Annotated in this window: 14 protein-coding genes and 1 pseudogene; 5 read left to right on the forward strand and 10 right to left on the reverse strand. The window is 47.7% G+C overall.

Features of this window, described 5'->3' with window-relative positions; all coding sequences use genetic code 11:
- Positions 1–575: pseudogene (locus A2V21_313055) on the forward strand (hypothetical protein).
- Between the two features lie 227 nt (positions 576–802).
- Here the strand turns inward: A2V21_313055 and A2V21_313060 are convergent.
- The 7 genes from A2V21_313060 to A2V21_313090 all read right to left on the reverse strand — a co-directional run bounded on the left by A2V21_313060 (position 803) and on the right by A2V21_313090 (position 11,543).
- A complete protein-coding gene (locus tag A2V21_313060) occupies positions 803–4,150 on the reverse strand; it encodes a hypothetical protein (protein OIJ72562.1) in 3,348 nt (1,115 codons plus the stop codon).
- Between the two features lie 351 nt (positions 4,151–4,501).
- Positions 4,502–5,692: a hypothetical protein gene (locus A2V21_313065; protein ID OIJ72563.1), complete on the reverse strand. Its 1,191-nt coding sequence runs from the start codon at positions 5,690–5,692 to the stop codon at positions 4,502–4,504.
- Positions 5,689–6,879, reverse strand: coding sequence for a hypothetical protein (locus A2V21_313070; protein ID OIJ72564.1), 1,191 nt, complete (start codon positions 6,877–6,879; stop codon positions 5,689–5,691). The genes A2V21_313065 and A2V21_313070 overlap by 4 nt, the downstream gene beginning before the upstream one ends.
- 2 nt (positions 6,880–6,881) lie before the next feature.
- Positions 6,882–8,429 (reverse strand): SAM-dependent methyltransferase, encoded by a 1,548-nt coding sequence (locus A2V21_313075; GenBank protein ID OIJ72565.1) that lies wholly within the window; start codon positions 8,427–8,429, stop codon positions 6,882–6,884.
- The gene (locus A2V21_313080; protein OIJ72566.1) at positions 8,416–8,700 is read right to left on the reverse strand and encodes a hypothetical protein; all 285 of its coding nucleotides are present in this window, start codon (positions 8,698–8,700) and stop codon (positions 8,416–8,418) included. Before A2V21_313080 ends, A2V21_313075 begins: the two co-directional genes overlap by 14 nt.
- A 51-nt stretch (positions 8,701–8,751) precedes the next feature.
- Positions 8,752–11,121 carry a DEAD/DEAH box helicase gene (locus A2V21_313085; GenBank protein ID OIJ72567.1) on the reverse strand — a complete coding sequence of 790 codons (2,370 nt, stop codon included), beginning with the start codon at positions 11,119–11,121 and terminating at the stop codon, positions 8,752–8,754.
- A gap of 182 nt (positions 11,122–11,303) precedes the next feature.
- The gene (locus A2V21_313090; protein OIJ72568.1) at positions 11,304–11,543 is read right to left on the reverse strand and encodes a transcriptional regulator; all 240 of its coding nucleotides are present in this window, start codon (positions 11,541–11,543) and stop codon (positions 11,304–11,306) included.
- A gap of 321 nt (positions 11,544–11,864) precedes the next feature.
- Between A2V21_313090 and A2V21_313095 the strand changes: the two genes are divergently transcribed.
- Entirely contained in the window at positions 11,865–12,134 is a 270-nt protein-coding gene (locus A2V21_313095; protein ID OIJ72628.1) for a hypothetical protein, read from the forward strand.
- 126 nt (positions 12,135–12,260) lie between these two features.
- Here the strand turns inward: A2V21_313095 and A2V21_313100 are convergent, their stop codons facing one another.
- Positions 12,261–12,809: a hypothetical protein gene (locus tag A2V21_313100; GenBank protein ID OIJ72569.1), complete on the reverse strand. Its 549-nt coding sequence runs from the start codon at positions 12,807–12,809 to the stop codon at positions 12,261–12,263.
- Between the two features lie 254 nt (positions 12,810–13,063).
- Between A2V21_313100 and A2V21_313105 the strand changes: the two genes are divergently transcribed.
- On the forward strand, positions 13,064–14,083 hold the full coding sequence (locus A2V21_313105) for a hypothetical protein (GenBank protein OIJ72570.1): 1,020 nt from the start codon (positions 13,064–13,066) through the stop codon (positions 14,081–14,083).
- Positions 14,084–14,596: 513 nt separating this feature from the next.
- Here the strand turns inward: A2V21_313105 and A2V21_313110 are convergent.
- Both A2V21_313110 and A2V21_313115 read right to left on the reverse strand, forming a co-directional pair.
- Positions 14,597–14,821: a hypothetical protein gene (locus A2V21_313110; protein OIJ72571.1), complete on the reverse strand. Its 225-nt coding sequence runs from the start codon at positions 14,819–14,821 to the stop codon at positions 14,597–14,599.
- A 175-nt stretch (positions 14,822–14,996) separates the two neighbouring features.
- Positions 14,997–15,452 carry a hypothetical protein gene (locus A2V21_313115; protein OIJ72572.1) on the reverse strand — a complete coding sequence of 152 codons (456 nt, stop codon included), beginning with the start codon at positions 15,450–15,452 and terminating at the stop codon, positions 14,997–14,999.
- Between the two features lie 150 nt (positions 15,453–15,602).
- Here A2V21_313115 and A2V21_313120 point away from each other — a divergent pair, with 150 nt between their 5' ends.
- Positions 15,603–15,926: a hypothetical protein gene (locus A2V21_313120; protein ID OIJ72573.1), complete on the forward strand. Its 324-nt coding sequence runs from the start codon at positions 15,603–15,605 to the stop codon at positions 15,924–15,926.
- A 172-nt stretch (positions 15,927–16,098) separates the two neighbouring features.
- Positions 16,099–17,280, forward strand: coding sequence for a hypothetical protein (locus tag A2V21_313125; GenBank protein ID OIJ72574.1), 1,182 nt, complete (start codon positions 16,099–16,101; stop codon positions 17,278–17,280).
- Positions 17,281–17,314: the final 34 nt, after the last annotated feature.

Here is a 17,314-nt window from a genome sequence, read left to right on the forward strand (position 1 = left end):
CACACCGCAAGCGAAGGAACAAAGGCATCGGCAGAAAAGAGCGTAAGACCAAGATACCCAACCGCGTTCCCATAGACCAGCGGCCTCAAGCCGTTGAAAGTCGCATCCAGTTCGGCCACTGGGAAGGCGACAGCCTGGTCTCCAGAAAGAGCCTTGCAGCCCTCAACTCCTTGGTGGAGCGCAAGAGCAGGTATCTTATGCTTACCAAGCTCGACGCCAAGACAGCGGAGGCCACCTATAATGCCGTTGTGGAGAGACTCGGAGACCTACCGTCAAAGGCCAGACGGACCATGACCTTCGATAACGGCACCGAGAATTCAAGGCATGAGGCCATTACATCGGCAATAGGCATCAAGTGCTACTTCGCGCGCCCCTACGCCTCATGGCAGCGCGGCACAAACGAACATGTAAACGGCCTCATCAGGTGGTACTTGCCCAAGGGCACCGACTTCAGTAAGATAACGGACGACCAGATCGCCAGAATCGAGTTCTTAATCAACAACAGACCCAGAAAATGCCTGGGCTTCAAAAAACCAATCGAAGTAGCTGCTCCCTTCGTTGCACTTCGAGGTTGAATTCGGGCTTTCAATTTATGACCTTACCGCCATTATATTTCAAACAGTAAGGGCTGGAAAACAAAACTGCGGTAACAAATTAGTTGAAGCTTCTATCAAGGCAAGTACGACTCAGCAAAAATGATGAGGCGTAGAAGCATCGTTGATGAGTTCAGCATCCCTAACACCGATCTCCTAAAGCAATTTTGCTTTGCAACGGATCAAAGGCATAATGATCTTATATTTTTTTAGCGTCCGTAAATCTCTTCACGCCGCTCTTCTTCCAGGGCACGCTCCATATATGCCTTTGTGTAGGCACTCCCCGCCCTTCCAATTTCTTGAATGCCAGGATCATTATTTTCGCAAAGCTCGCTAAAACGATGTACCCATGCTGACCAAAAAGCCGATTCTTTTCCTGTCCATGACCAACTATAACCCTGGATAGCATCTGCAACATCTTTTGGTGAATACCCTGCGCTTAAAGCCACCTTTGCCTTCTCCACCCATTCTTTACTCCAAGGTTTCTCATGCTCCCATTTGATGGGTGCTAAATGAATACGGCTGTACACCTTCTTTGAAAGCAATAATCTATATAAGCTAAGATCGTCTCCTACCAAGTCGGCGGCAATCTCGGCATGACCAAAATCGTCCGGCAATGCCTCCAATATTTTCCTGCGCGCTTCAATATCAAGTGAACGGATCGCCTTGTCGCATACGTCATAAAAATTCCTATACACGGAGCGTTCGTTAAATAAATTTGTCATTAGCCACTCTTGGGCAAGCGCCGAATCCTTAGCCAAGATCTCTCCCAGCCAGTAATCGTTTTCCTCCAAACGGAGAATCGCCTTCCGCCAATCTTCACCTAAGGAACCGATAGCTTTATCCTTCATCGCTTGCCAAATCCCAAGGGCGGCCTTGCTCGCAACTGAGTCGTTCTCATGTCGCAAAAGTAGAGTGCGGGTATCTTCAGGCACCTCGCCCCTCAGACAAAGAATTTCCACGGTCTGGTCAAAACCCTCCAGCTTGTGCATGACCTTATCAAGAATATCCGATGGCGGTGAGGTCATGGTTAAAAAAATTAAAATCGGTGCGTATTTATACTGAGGCGACTCCAGGCACTCGATGGAAATAGATTCCCATTCGGCTTCTTTGGCATTGACTGCTTCTCGCAAGAAAGGCACGACAAGGTCCGAAGGCAAGTTGGCCTCTATTGCTTTTCTTATCCAAGGAATTCTTTGTTTAACTCCTTTTGCCAATAATCCGCATAAATGTGGCGTCATTCTCGGCCAGCTTTTACCTGAGGCTTTGGCTTCAGCCTCGGCTTTTGCGATAAGTTCTATAACAAGCGCATGGTCTTTACTACTCAATTCCTTTGATAACTCTTCCACTGCTGACATCTGCCGCTTATGCTCAGTCTCCCAATCTTCTTCTATTCTCTCTCCTGGAAAAAAAATTTCAAAATATTTATCCAGGGGTACTTCGATTTCTATCCCTTTATTTTCAGCGATCTCTTTAATCTTTTGGAGCACGGCAGGATGCCCATGTGCTAAGCTAATGACATCTTTAATCATTTGGGTGACTATAGTCTTCACGATCTTATAAAATTCTTCAGGGTCTATTCTGACATTGGGTCCTGGATAGGCAATATTGCGAATTATCGTCAATATATGAGGCCAGTTCGATTCCCCATATGCCCTGATTATCTCGAAGGCTTTTGACCATAGATCCCCGATTCCTTTCAAATCCTGCGGAGTGACCACCCCATGAGAGAAGGTCACTGACATCCCAGAGCCCGGGTCTTGAGTGACTCTGTCAAATCTGGGCAGGAATACGAATGTTAAGGCATGAAGCCCCACATGTGCGTCTCCACCGCCTGATAACCATTTTGAAATAGCATCAAGAAGCAGAGCTCTCCTTGAAATGACATCTTTGCTTCCAGGCCATGCAGACTTTATCCAATCTTCAATTAATCTAAGGGGATGGTCCGTTGTTGAATTAAGGGGACGCTCATCGCCAGTGGCAGCACTTAGAAGCAATGGAATAATAGATTCTGGAATATTACCTAAACACGCATGGGAAAGTTCTATCAACATCTCAGGATGTCGGCTCAGCGCCGTTCTTGACTCTTCTGGGCCCATCCATGCATAAGCCACCCAAGCACTTTGAGGTTGGATTCTTTCCAGTAAATCGAGTAGGTCTGATGACGGTATGATAGCGCCTCGCGCTTTTGCACCAATTAACGTAAAAATGGTATCTCCAAGGTCTGGGCTGTTAACAATAAAGTACTCCGCATTTAATGACGTCGGGCCACTGTAAAATACATCCCTGACAAGAGGATAGCGTAACTCCGCTGGTATTACTGAAAGTCGATCACGGCCGATATCGCGCAGGACACCTCCAGAAGCAAGCCCAGCCGTTATGGCCCTTACCCGAATCGATGTGAGTTCCAGCCCCTTGGCAACGCTTTCCATAGTCATGCCGGAATCCCCACCCATTGCAAAAGCCGCCAGGACATCCGTTGCTTCCTTTCCAACCAACGGCTCAAAAGAGGTGCGTATGGAACTGCTGAGCGCGTCGCCTAAGGCTACTCTACGAACGTCCCCCTGGAGGCAGAGATAAGAGAGGGTAACTGCAAGGCCTGGCCGACCTTGAGCCTGATCCACGATTGATCTTACAAGCTCAACAGGCCCTCCTATCCCGGTATTTTTTATGACTTCGACAATGTGGTCGCGTGTCAAAAGATCAAGCTTGTGGATTTGAGAATCAGGCAGACTTAATATTCCCCTGATGGACTCTACGCCTCCTGGCCAACTGGACGTCAATATATCGAAGGAAATACCAAGCGCTCTTCTTAGTTGCAGAAGGTTCAAAAGCAAATCATTCCGTATATGGGCATCATCAACTATGATTGCTTTCGGTTGGGCGTCCCTTATCGCGCTGGCAAGAGATGTCCTGTCATCTGCTACGGCAAACAATCCTCCGCCGTCTTTGGCAAACTTGTGAAGCAGGAAGGTTTTACCCGAGCCTGGTTGACCAACCAATACGCGATCTCCAGAAGTGTTATTCAGCCACGAAAGGTCTGCATCGCGTCCAATGAGGGCATCGCCTATCAAAGGACGAAAACTGACAGGCACGACAGACAGGGCAGGCGGCTCCCCGGTTAGATTGAGAAGCTCACGGCACCAATGGGAATTGTGATAAAGCCGATCGGCTAAAGCGGCCTGGTCGTAAATTTGAATGAGCGTAAACCCCAACTCGGTTGCACGCTCCTCTAAATTCTTGCGTTTCTGCCCTGACAAAGCTTGTGATGTTGCAAGAATCGCTTCTCGACGAGGGCCTCCTTTGGAAATATAGGTTTCTAAATTAGAGGTAAGATTTCCAATTACATCGACTGATGTAGTGCTGACCAATGGGAAAGGACGCCCTTTCCCATCTGCGACTGCCCCATCCATGCCTGCATCTGCTCCCCCTCGAATGGGAACCAAAGTCGGCCATTCAGCCCTCAGAAGGTCAGCGGCGCATTGTTCGAAAAGTTCCGGGTCTAACTGGCCGTTAAGTCCTTCAATTATTTTTTTATAAAATGGGTCGCGTGTCATTTATTTAAAATACTTTTTCATCTTCCTGCTTTGAAGAAGTACTATCCCATGTTTTATTAAAACCTTTTCTATTGTGGCTGGCAAATCCATTAAAGTATGAAACTGTAGCGGATTGAGTGGCCTGATTCCATGCGGTTCATTTGGCTCCATTCTGACAACACCACTTGCCCAAGCATTTTTTGGTATTACTTCCCCTTGGCCCTCGGCTATATTATTTGTTCAAAAACGGATTTTTACTTCTATCATTTTTTCGCCATGTGTAGCCAACTGGGCTGTCACGTTGTTATTTTGTTTTCTCATTATAATCTCCTTGTAAGAAAAAATACTTCTCCTAAAGCTAATTATTTGACATCAATACAGCTCTCCCTTAAACGCCTTATCTAAAACAGACGGCAGCATGGCGTTGAGCTCTGCCGTGGTTTCAGCCTGAAGATGTTTCAGCGCATCCACCTTTGCCTGTAGGCCGTCCAGGTAGGCGACGATGCGGCGTTGTTCGGGAAGAGGGGGAACAGGTATTTCAAATGCCTCAATCTGAGCCTTAGTGAATCCCTGTCGTGTCGCCCCCTTTTGCTGATCATTGATAAAACTTTGAATCAATGGCTGACTAAGCCAATACATTAGGTATCTTGAACTTAAAGACTCGTCTGGCCGTATAATAGCAACATGCTGATTAACATTTGCTTCCATCAAATCTAAAGGAGCACAAGCAACACGACCAATTGAGGCTCCTGTGATATTAAGAAGGACGTCGTTTTGTCTAACCTTAGTATTAGACATGGAATCATGAGTCTTTATATCAATGAAGGCTATATTTTCCCACTGAAACTTACGCATTCTCACGTTCATGCTACGTATAAACGGAATGCCTGTTGATAAATATGTAGCTCGACCTCCTTTTGGTGTAGAGCCGCTACCGATTTTTGAAACTAATTTCGACAGATGCTTCCGTTCAAAATTTAGTTCAGCAAACGCTTCTCCAACTGCTGATTCAAACAAGGCCTCCGCCTCTTCTACTGCTTGTCGCCGGAGGCCGCGTGCCTCTTCTATCTTTGCGGCCAGTTCCTCAAGCCTCGCCACTATCCGCTTTTGCTCTGAGAGTGGGGGTAGGGGAATTTCTATCTCTAAGAACCGTTCGGGGCGGATACGATTTTTGCCACTTGTCCCACGAGATTTTTCATCACACTTTTCCCAAAAGTTCCTTGTCTTAGTCTGCCAATGAAACCATTTTGAATCCAATTTTTTTTTAATAGGAGTAAATATTGGGAACTCTCCAGAAGCATAACAACCTTCAAGTTGCTCGGATACAACCGCCACACTTCCGTTTCTTGCCCAAATCTTATTCACAATGATATCATCTGCCTCAACTCGCGAAAACGTCTTGTACTTTGTTTGCCCTCCGTCGATTGTTTCACGCTCATAAGCACCTTCACCCCACAGTCTGACACCTATTTGACGGTATTCAACACCTGGGATAGGTGTTTCAGGACGTTCAACTGGCGAGATAACCTCTCCCAACGGCACCATAGGCCAAGCCTTACTCACCTCTTAGCCCTCCTGCCTGTCTTCAATGCCGTCCGTTCCTCGATGATTTTTCTTGTCTTATCAACTTCGGCCGCAAGGGTCTTTTCGGCCGGCAGGGCAGTACGGTATTCGGCGGCCAAGACCTTGTTAGGGAGCCCTTCAAGGGCGTAATGGGCCACAGCATGGTCCTTCTGGGCGCAAAGGATCAGGCCAACAGGCGGGTTTTCATCGGAATGGGTCCAATGCTCACGGGCGTAATTGAGGTAAAGGTGCATCTGCCCGGCATCGGCATGGGTAAACTTGCCAAGCTTCAAGTCTATTATCACAAGGCACCGGAGGCGGCGATGGTAAAAGAGGAGATCTACCCGGTACCACTCATCTCCAACACGCAAGCGGCGCTGACGGCCGACAAATGCGAAATCACCTCCAAGCTCAAGGAGGAAACTTTCAAGTTGATGGACGAGGGCCGCTTCCAGGTCGTTCTCCGAGTATTCATCCTTCAGCCCCAGGAACTCCAATACAAACGGGTCCTTGATCTCCTCCTCGGGGTTAACTATGTCTCCGGAAAGCTGTTTGCCTCCCTTCTTGAGCATGGCGGCCTTGTTTCTGGAGAGCATCGTGCGCTCATAAAACTGGCAATCGATCTGCCTTTCCAGCTGGCGAACGGTCCACCCTCCGCGCAATCCCTCCTTTTCGTAAAAGGCGCGGGCGTCAGGACTTTTTACAGAAAGGAGTTTTACATAATTAGACCAGGGAAGAGGGAAGCGTTGTGCAATTTCAGATAGGCTAAATTGTGCAGACACCGTCTGCATTTTTTCATCGCTTAATTGGCCGGACGCTGTCTGACTTTTTTGAAATGATAAAGAACTATCTAATTGTGCAGACGCTGTCTGCACAATTGAGGCGTATGCCAAATAGAAAGACCTGATCTGGAAAAGATTCCTTCTGCCAAACCCCCGCCCAAATCTCTTAGTTAAATCCTCTGAAAGCCTTTCTATGAGCTGCTCTCCGTAATCGGCTTTAATGCGTCCCTTCTGCTCATACTCCACAATCCTACGCCCTATTTCCCAATAGGTCGCGGTCATGACGGCGTTTGTGGCCCTTGCAGAGGCGCGGCGGGCAGATTCAAGAAGCTCGGCTACACCGCTAAGAACAGTATTGTAACCGGCTAATTTTTGATTTTTTGGAGTAAGGGTTTTCTTTGCCATATCTAAATTCCCTTTTTCAGAACCTGTCTTATCTCAGCCATAATCTCCAGAATGCGTTCTTCCTTCTTTACGATATCTTCCACCAGCTTCTCGGGCGGCATGTGCTCAAAATCCTGCTTGCTGTTCGGATTTTTGATATCGAGGTTAAACCCATTTTCAATGATACTCTTGACCGGCACCTTCCAGGCCAGCTCATTTTTCTTGCGGTTCTTCCACCAAGCAAGGCAAGGCTTGAATTCATCAAACTGGATGGGCTGGGTCTTGGTATAGTTCTTTTTCCCTGTTGGCAAGGGGTGCTCGTAATACCATACCTCTTTTGTAGGGCCGGAACGGTCAAAGAAAAGAAGGTTGGTCGGTATGCCTGTATAAGGCGCGAATACTCCGTTTGGAAGGCGGATAATAGTATGGAGATTAAAGTCCTTGAGGAGCTCTTCTTTTATCCTTGCGCAGACGCCATCCCCGAAAAGGGTGCCGTTCGGAACGACCACGCCTGCCCGCCCTCCATATTCGGAGCCGTAACCAGGCCGTTTGAGCTTACGCATGATGAGCTGAAGAAAAAGAAGCGCTGTCTCGGCGGTCTGCTTCTCCGGAGGAAAATTTGAAAGTATGCCCTTTTCCTCCTCACCGCCAAAAGGCGGGTTGGTGATTATGATATCGACGCGGTCCTTGTCCCCTATCTCTTTAAGAGGAAAGCGGAGTGCGTTGCCAGGGTCTATCTGCGGGGATTCAAGGCCATGCAAAAGCAGGTTCATCTGGGCAAGGAGATATGGAAGATTTTTTGCTTCTCCTCCACGAATGCTTCCGGTCTGCAATAACTCGCGGTCTTTAACCGTCTTGCACTGCTTTTCGAGATGATTGAACGCCTCCACTATAAATCCGCCTGTGCCGCACGCCGGGTCAAGAACTGTTTCACCGAGACGCGGGTCTAAAGCATCAACCATAAAACGGACAACCGCACGGGGTGTATAGAACTCGCCGGAATCTCCGGCGGCGTCCCGCATCTCCTTGAGCATTGACTCATAAAGGTGTCCAAGAGTGTGTATCTCATCGGAAGATGTAAAATGGATGCCGTTGACCTTATTGATTACATCCCGCAACAGATAGCCATTTATCATGCGGTTTACGGTGCCCTTGAATACCGTCGCTACAACATCGCGCCTGTCTCCCCCGTTTGCGCCCTGCAAAGTACGGAGATAGGAAAAAAGACCCGGGCCGCGCTTCCCGTCCGGACGCATCGCCTCATCATTGTTTACAAATGCTATAAGCTCATCGCCCGTAATCCCGTCCTCTTTTGAGGCCCAGTCGCGCCAACGGTAAGGCGGCTCTATGGCTGGACGGAACCTTTTGCCCGAAAGAACAGCTTCCTGCTCCCTGATGCTCTCCATATCGTCAAGGAATTTGAGGAACATGATCCAGGTAAGCATGGGCAGACGGTCAAGATCGCCATTCAGCCCCTTGTCTTTCCTCATTATGTCACGGGCGGATTTTACGAGACTGCCAAGCTGCTGGGCGGTAGTTAATGGCTGTTTGCTGTCCTTAGCTCTTGGCATTTTCCGCTATAGCTCTCAGGTATTTTTCCCAAATTTTGTTTCTAACGTCAGACTCTGCTTGATCAATCAGATGACTTACAGCATCATAACCGATCTGTTGCTCAAGATCATATCTTGTCGTAAAATCAACATGATAAGAATAGCCATTCGCCGGCTTGTCTTCTATGAAAGCCCGAATAATATATTCATCTATATCACCCTTAGATACCTTAATCTGGTAATTTTTACCATCGAACTGGAATTGTTTTGCGTGTTTTGGTAATTCCTTCATACATACCTCCTATCATTTTGTTCATTTACAAAAATATTCATGAGTAAAACTTTAGTCCGCATAAAGAAGCGTTTGCATTTGATTTACGGCATCCCTCAATCTTTCCGGCCCGCCAAACATCGCGGCAATCTCCAAAGTATTTCCATGTTCCGATATTGGCGGTACTTTGAGAACATCAGGGATAACGAACTGAGCCGTGCCGTGCTCCGCGTATTTTTCCAAAAGCTCATTAAGTATGGCCTTTGCTTCAGGCCCGAACTGGTCAAAGAAGTCCTTCTTGTCTTTACGCAACCGGTCGGCCCGCTCCCGCCTTGTGCGTAGCGGCGAGTTAAAGGCTATATGACAAAGGAGATCGAACGGGTCAGCGTCAGGCTGATTTGCAGATTCAGCCAGGTCATCGAAGTTTATCCCCCGCTCTTCAAGTTTTGCTATGATTTCTGAGCGTTGGACAGGGTCGGCCCATAATGTCTGCACCTCAGCAGCATTCGGGTACAGCATTCGGACCTTCTCCGCGGCATAGTCGGTGAACTTGACAACACGGAGCTGTTTTCCATCAGGGTCAAGTTCGTAAACAAGATGGGTGGTAACCTCTACAAAACCATTATCAACATAGTATCTTTTCGGTTCTGCAGTGGGCGGCTCTGTGATGAGAGGAGGCTTTATATCTATAACTATTCCTTCATCCAAGATATCCTCTGACTCGGTAACCTCTTCTTTTGTTACCTGTCCGGCCTCATCTACCACCTGCTCGCTTATAAGCGAAGGCTCCCCGTCAAAGGCAGGGTCGGCAAAAAGCCTTGTTGCGCTCCCAGTGTAATCAACGATGCTGAAGTAGAGCTTCCCGTAGTCATCCCTGACGCGAGTGCCCCTGCCTATTATCTGTTTGAACTCGGTCATGGAGTTGATTACCCTGGCAAGGACGACATTTTTACAGGTCGGTGCGTCAACCCCTGTGGTAAGTAGCTGTGATGTTGTTAGTATTACCGGCGTATTTGTCTCAAGCTCCTGGAATTTACTTAAGTATCCGCGCCCGATATCACCTTCATCAGAGGTAACCCTGCATACATAGTCAGGATGCCGCTGAACAAGGTCTGCATTCAGGTTATTAAGAGCGCGGCGCATTTCATCTGCATGTTCCTGGTTAACGCAAAAAACTATCGTCTTGGCAAAGCGGTCTGTTTTTCTCAGAAACTCTGTCAAATGTCTTGCCATAGCTTCGGTACGAGCCCGCAAAGCAACAACCCTCTCAAAATCCTTTGTGTGGTATTCTCCGTCAGGTATTTCACGGCCATACCTGTCAAGCTCCCCCTGACTGGGACGCCAGCCAGCAGCATCGAAAGTCGTAATCACCCGGTGGACACGGTAGGGAGCCAGGAAACCGTCTTCTATCCCCTGCTTGAGGCTGTATTGATATATGGGATTGCCAAAATAACCGTAGGTGTCCCTGTTGTCGTCGCAAAGGGGTGTGGCCGTCATGCCAAGTTGATAGGCTGTTTTAAAATACTCAAGGATCTCCCGCCAGTTGCTTTCATCACTTGCGCTGCCGCGATGACACTCATCTACGATGACGAGATCAAAAAAATCCGGAGAGTACTCTTTGTAAAGCCCAGGCCTTCGGTCATCTCTCGCGATAGCCTGATAAGTAGCAAAGTACATCTCGCGGGCCTTATTCGCTTCACCGTTTTCTATCTTCCAGCGGGCATCGCCGAAGGGCGCGAATGTCTTATCCTTTGGATCGTCCACCAGAATATTTCTATCAGCGAGGTAAAGGATTTTAGGGCGGCGGTAATCTCCTGTGCGGTTCCAACGGGCGTTCCAGAGCTTCGTGCATATCTGAAAGGCAACCACCGTTTTTCCAGTGCCTGTGGCCATGGTCAAAAGGATGCGACGTTTGCCTTGTAGAACCGCCTGGACAGCCCTGTTTATAGCAATATCCTGATAATAACGCGGAGTTTTCCCGCTTGAATGGTCATAAGGTGTAAGAAGCAGGTTGGCGGTTGAATCTTCATCAAGGCCATGGCCAATGCGAAGACGTTTCCAGAGCTCTTCGGGCGTAGGAAATGACTTAAGCTGAAGCTCCTTGCCGCTAAAATAGTCAAATTCTATGATGTCGTGGCCGTTGGTCGAATAGGCAAACTTCAGCCCGAGGATTTCAGCATAGTCCTTGGCCTGCTGTAGTCCATCGCCAGGAGCTTTGTAATGGGCCTTGGCTTCTACGATAGCCAAAGGGAAGTCGCGAGTATATCGCAAGAGATAGTCAGCCCTCTTTTGGGGGCGACGCCTTACCCTGGTTCCGGCAACTACGATTCTGCCGTCAGTAAAGGTCTTCTGCTCCGTAAAGGAGTGCGGGTCGTTATCCCACCCAGCCTCAACTAGCTTGGGAACTACAAATTTTCGGCAGGTATCGGCTTCGTTAAACATTCAATTATTTGCAAACCTCGATAGACCCTTGGCTGTAGAGCCTTGATATATTCTAAAATCTTTATCTTTGCCTTCGCCATATCTTTATCTTAATCAGGCCTTGATATACAAAAAACTGGCACATCCACTTCGAACTATGAGCGCCTCAGTTCCTCGTCCCGAGGGGATTCCCTTAGCATACTTTATCCTTTTTTAGGCTTTTTGCCCTTTATCAACGTCATCAAATCATTGGGTTCACAGTCAAAATAAATCAGGAGTCTTTCCAAGTCCTTGCGTTTAATGTTGTAGCCCTGGTTAGTGGCTATTCTTGTAAGTGTGAGCTTCTTAATGCCGGTAGCTTCTTCGATAGTCCGATAGGTGATCTTCCGTCCCTCCACGGCGCTTTTCCGCTCTATCAAAGCCTTTAGGTTTATAAGTAGCATCGACCACCAGAAAGCGAAATTTGAAGCTTGACAGGCGCGAAATAATACCATTATACTATACTATCAAATTTTGATAGTATAGTATCTATTCAAAATACCATATGGTTGAAAAATGGTACCCACATTTATATTCCAAAATTGGCAAAATTGCAACAAAAAATGAAAAACGTGCTTCAGGGTAAATAACAGCGGAGGAGGATAAATATGGATGTTCTTCTGGTAGCGGCGGTATTGTTCGTCGCTTTAATTGTTTTCAGTTTACTTGGAAGAAGCAACAAGACTACAGAGCTTGACGATGAAATTAGGAATCTCCGGGAAAGGATAATCGTCGTGACTTCAACCAGCCTACCGGACAAGGCGGTAAAAAGCGCAATTGGGAATGTTACGGGCATCTCGGCAACGGCTGCGTCGACCGACAGAGGGTTCAGGAAGGCTGAAAAAGAGGCGCTGGCTGATATCATGCGGCAGGGGATTCAGATTGGCGCAAATGCCATCATTGATCTCAAGATGACCACCGGGAGTTACGAAGAGCAGGGCTCCAAGTGGGTAGTCTCGAAGGTCGTCTATTATGGGACGGCTGTAAGGGTGTGACGAGAAATATTCAAAGAGATTGTTGATCGTAATTGCCTATGGGAAAGAGGCTCCTGATTTGAGCCAGGAGCCTCTTTGTCGAGTGGCTGGAATAGGGAGTTTTTGTCATCGCCTTACAACAACTGTTTACTGATGTGTAAGCCCTGCCAGGGCGGCATTTATCGAGCGCGCCGGAATAAGACGTTTTGCTTTTCTGCTCGACTGAGGGTCTGGCCTTATCTCGATTTCGCCCATTTCGGTAAGAAGGCGGACATCCTTCAAAACTCTGCTGTAATCGCGCCGCAGCCTCTTGGCGAGGCCATAGACGCTTATACCGGGGTTGCAGACCACGGTCTTTAAAACCGCGCGACGCATCCTTGGAAGGCGCGCCACCTCGGCGCTTACTGGATACTGGGAATCCCCGGCGGCAATCACGCCCCATATCGCGTCCCAAGCGTCAAGGTACGATGCTTCAAGTGGTATGTTTTTATCAAACCCCTTCCTCACTTCGGGCCAAATAGTTATAAACTTCTCATCGCCAAGCTCTTCACGGAGCCAGTCCATTGGCAAATGGAGAAACGACTGGACAAAAACCCGCATGTGTTCCTCAGGCCCTTTACCGATAATCCCGCGCCATTTTTTGTATGTCATTCGCCCGCTCCAGAAAGCAGCCCGAAGGATCATTCCCTTATCCATTACCTCAATACCTCGTCTAAGTATGGTGATATCGAACGCCTTGTTACCAGCATACCTCACTCTCTGTATAATAAATCAAGGAAAACTCTGGTTGGCAATATCGATCCGTACAGGTTTGCCTACGGCATCATCCCCATAGACTTGTAAGTCTTGACTGCGCGGCAGAGCTTACCGGAACCCACAAATCCATCCTCTTTAAAAAAGCACTTTACAAAAACCTTGACGTAAATTTTGCATAACGCTATATTCCTAAAATGTATAAGCCCAGTTTCGACATAAGTCCGCGGCTCTTAAGCCTGGTTACATTGGCCACTGAAACCCGGGCTTGGGTCAACTCGGCTGTGGTGGATGTTCCGTGGCTGCCGACCCTTCAGAGAGAAACCGCTGCGAGGCTGGCCCATTCCTCCACGGCCATCGAGGGGAACCCCCTGACGCTTGCAGAGGTGGAGGCCATCGCCCGCGGAGAGGAAATCGGGGCAAAAGCCAAAGACAGGCAGGAGATACTAAACGCCCTTGCAGCCATGAATTGGGTTTGGAACAAGAAGGCTGAGGCTCCCATAAAGGAGTCTGACCTATTGCGCCTTCACGGGGTTCTCACGCGCAAGGTTCTGCCTGACGAACAATCAGGACATTACAAGACCCGTCAAAACAGGATAGTCGACCACAGGGGCATTACTGTCTATACGCCCCCTCCGCCGGATAAGGCCCGCCCGCTCACGCTGGAGCTGCTCGAATGGATAAATTCCAAGGAGTCGGAAACCCTGCATCCTGTAATCGTAGGCGCCATAGTCCATCACCGCCTTGTCTCAATCCATCCCTTCGCTGACGGTAACGGCCGCATCTCAAGGGCGCTCGCGATATGGCTCCTTTACTCAAGAGGCTTTGATACCCATCATCTCTTTGCCCTTGACGAGTACTTCGAGCAGAAGAGGCAACTTTATTACCAGAAGATCCAACAGGCCAGGGATCTTGATGACGATCTAAGCTACTGGCTCGAATACGTCGCAGAGGGTGTAGTTGAGACTTTGAACACGGTAAAGGAGCGCATACTTTCGCTCAAGATAGCGATTGCCGCACCGCGCATGTTGCTTACGAAACGGCAGGAGGACATCCTGCGTTTTCTGAGGGACAGAGGCCGCGTCAAAGCTCCTGATATAGAAAAGGCATTCTCCGTTACAAGGGCGCGCGTCAGCCAGGTTATCAAGCCATTAATAGACGCGGGTCTCGTTATCAGGGAGGGGCAAACAAGGGCTACGACATACCGGCTGCCGTAGGCCCTTCAGTATATGAGAGAGCTTGCCAAATATCCTATTTGGAATATAGCTCACGGCTCAGGTATTTTTTGCTCGTCTTTAGACTTTCTTGCCCCTCCCCGTGACCGGTTTTCCGAAATGTCAGGCCGCCAGCAAACATTTAAAAGTAATACCGGATGGACATTACAGGCACGGCATACCGGAGGCGTAAAAGACTCTACATGCAATAAATAGTCATTCCAGACATTTCTACAGCGTGGACACTGTAATGACAGGAGAATTGTCCCATCAAGAGTTTGCTTTCGTTCTTCCCTTTCACGTTTCTGCCTTTCCATAAAAGTCAGATATTTTGCGTGCTTTTCATCCATTCATGCTCCTTTCGATCCAGGCCTCTATATCACGGTCTGCCGCCAAGTGTTTCCATGCACGGCGGCAAGTAATACAAAACCACCTTCCGTCTTCACGGTTAAGGACGATATTTATCGAGCACCTTTTGATTTAAAAAATTATGTCAGTGGGAGTTGGGGGCGGCTGCTACTCATCACCCCAGGCCATGGCCTGGGCGAACCTTGCCGCATCTTCTTTAGATCTGCCGTGTCTGACAAGAACCGTATATACTTCGAATTCCTTTTCTTCTGGGGTTTTGCAATGATCAGTGTTGATGATTATGGTATCCACTGGTTGAAGGATACCCAGAATATTCATGAGCATTTTATCGTCTTCAATATCGACTTCAGGGGTTTTGCATTCGATACCCATCTGAACCTCCTCCAACTTATTCCTGAATGATATTACCTTCGTTATCGGAATTCAAGCCGTCGCTCAAAGTAGAGCGGGTTTTTACGGTTAACTTAGTCAACATTGTTTGGCAAGGGCAGCTATGGGAGAAGGTCGAACTCTTAGATGAAAAACCTGGGCAGACGTTTTTACTTTTTTATAGCTCGGTCAATACTTTACTCTCCAGTATCTGTCGAACAAGATCTTTAAGCTCCTTCGGCTCCAAAGGCTTTTCCATAAATCTCAGATTATTTTTCCTGAAAAAGGAGAAATAATCCTCCTCACAAGACCCGGTGAAAAAGATAATCCTCTCTTTTATCCCGGAAAGGGTCTTTACAGCCTCTTTGTAAAACTCCATGCCGTTCATTACCGGCATATTCATATCGACGATCAATACGTCATAGGATGTAACAGCGCTCCTCGCAAGTGCTTCCCTGCCATTTCTGGCGTATTCCACTGCGCCTTCTTCCGCAAGGATTATCCTGAGCGCTTTGCCGATCATCTCCTCATCATCGACCACGAGGATTTTTCTACGCACATCTTCCATGTTTTTACCCATAACAAAAACCAAATTGATTATACTGCGCTGGTTATAAAAACAGCACATCTCCATCAGAGCCCTCAGATAATGTCCTGCAGGCACATTTATATCTAAAAAACAACATCAATAAGAATAATTTATACCTATTGGGAACCTTTTTGTCAATAAAAAGTTCCCAATAGGATATTCATTTTTATTCGAAAAAAGGTAAATATCGAGGATATGAAAATGCACGAAAAAAGGTTGATAGGACTCAGGATCAAAGAGCTTAGAAAAAACAAGGGCTTATCCCAGGAAGAACTTGCGGCAAAGGCCGAGACAAGCCCGAATTACCTCAGCCGCATGGAGAGGGGTACAGAAAACCCTACCCTGGAGATGCTCATAAAGATTTCAAGGTCGCTGGGTGTAGAGATGTGGGAACTTTTTGACTTTGGGCATGAAGGGAGTCAGAAGGAAATAAAGGAATCCCTGATGAAGTTTATCAAGGAAGCTGATGAAGAAAAAATCAAGCTCACTGTGAAAATTCTGAGGGCCATGCTAAGATAATGTCGTGGTCTGCTCCGAATTACCTGTCAACTCCCGCCTTTTAACGTCTGCTCTGGAGATTCCTTCTTTCTCTTTCTAAGGCCTGCTCAGTCCGCATATAATGCAAATTCGAATTCTTCCATTCGGGTTTTTTACCCTGGGTCTACTAAATCGTTAGTTAGGGGTCTTTTATATGCAAGAAAAAATACGGATTACCAGAAAGGATCTATACGAGCAGGTTTGGTCCGAGCCCATGGTCAAGCTTGCCAAGAAATATGGAGTATCGGATGTAGGGCTCAGGAAAAGATGTCTAAAGTTGAATATCCCCGTGCCCCCTGTCGGCTATTGGCAAAAGAAGGAGTTTGGAAAGGCTGCCCCTTCGCCTCCCCTACCGCCTTTTGAGGGAAACGAAAATATTGAATTCCATATAGCGCTGGAAAAAGAGAATGACCGCCCTATTGACGAGGAACAATATAAGGAGGCCGAAGAAAAAATAGCTTTTGAAAGAGACGAGAGAAACCGAATACATGTTTCTTCCATCCTTAGGTCTCCACACCCACTCGTTGCTCAAACCAAGGAGTACTTTGAAAACTTAGAACCATCTAGATTTAGTTCCGACAAAGGTCTTTTGAACGGTTACGGCGATAAGTGCCTTAATATGCGTGTCAGCAAGGAAAGCCTACCCCGCGCATTACGCATCATGAACGCCTTGATCAAAGCATGCGATGCAAGAGGCTTTCGTATCTCCGTTGTGGCTGAAGACCAATACGCCTATAGTAAATCTTATAAGACCTGTGTGTCTGTTCTTGGAGAGACGATAGAGTTCGGTTTGCTGGAGTTTCTCAAGCAAACAAAGCGAAAGCTTTCGCCGACCGAGAGGAAAGACAGGCCTTGGGCAAATGAATTCGAATTCAGCCACAATCCTTCCGGAAGACTAACGTTTGAGATTAAAACATGGGGATGTCCCCGTAAGAATTGGGCTGATTCCGAAAAGAAAAAACTTGAGGACTGCCTTAATGACTTCATAGTAGGGCTTATCAAGGCCGCTGTGGAGCTAAGGACTAGAGCTATCGAAAGGGAACGAGAGGCGCGTAGAAGAGAGGAACAGCAACGCCGACAGGAGGAGATCGCCAGACGAAAGCGGGAAGAGGAAGCGCGACTTCAGACCCTTCTGAATCAGACCGAGAACTGGTACAGGAGCAAACAGATTCGGGAATACATCCAAGCAGTAAAGGATGATGCCATCCGGAAGAACGGCTGCATTGAGCCGGGGAGCGAACTCGACAAATGGCTTACCTGGGCGAACCAGCAGGCGGACCGCTTTGACCCTTTAATAGAGAGCCGCCCTTCGATTCCTGGCAAGGATAAATTGTAAACGGCAAAACAGCCCACACCTAAAACGCCGGGCC

It is taken from the genome of Deltaproteobacteria bacterium GWC2_55_46 (assembly GCA_001595385.3).
Taxonomy (GTDB): Bacteria; Desulfobacterota; GWC2-55-46; order GWC2-55-46; family GWC2-55-46; genus UBA5799.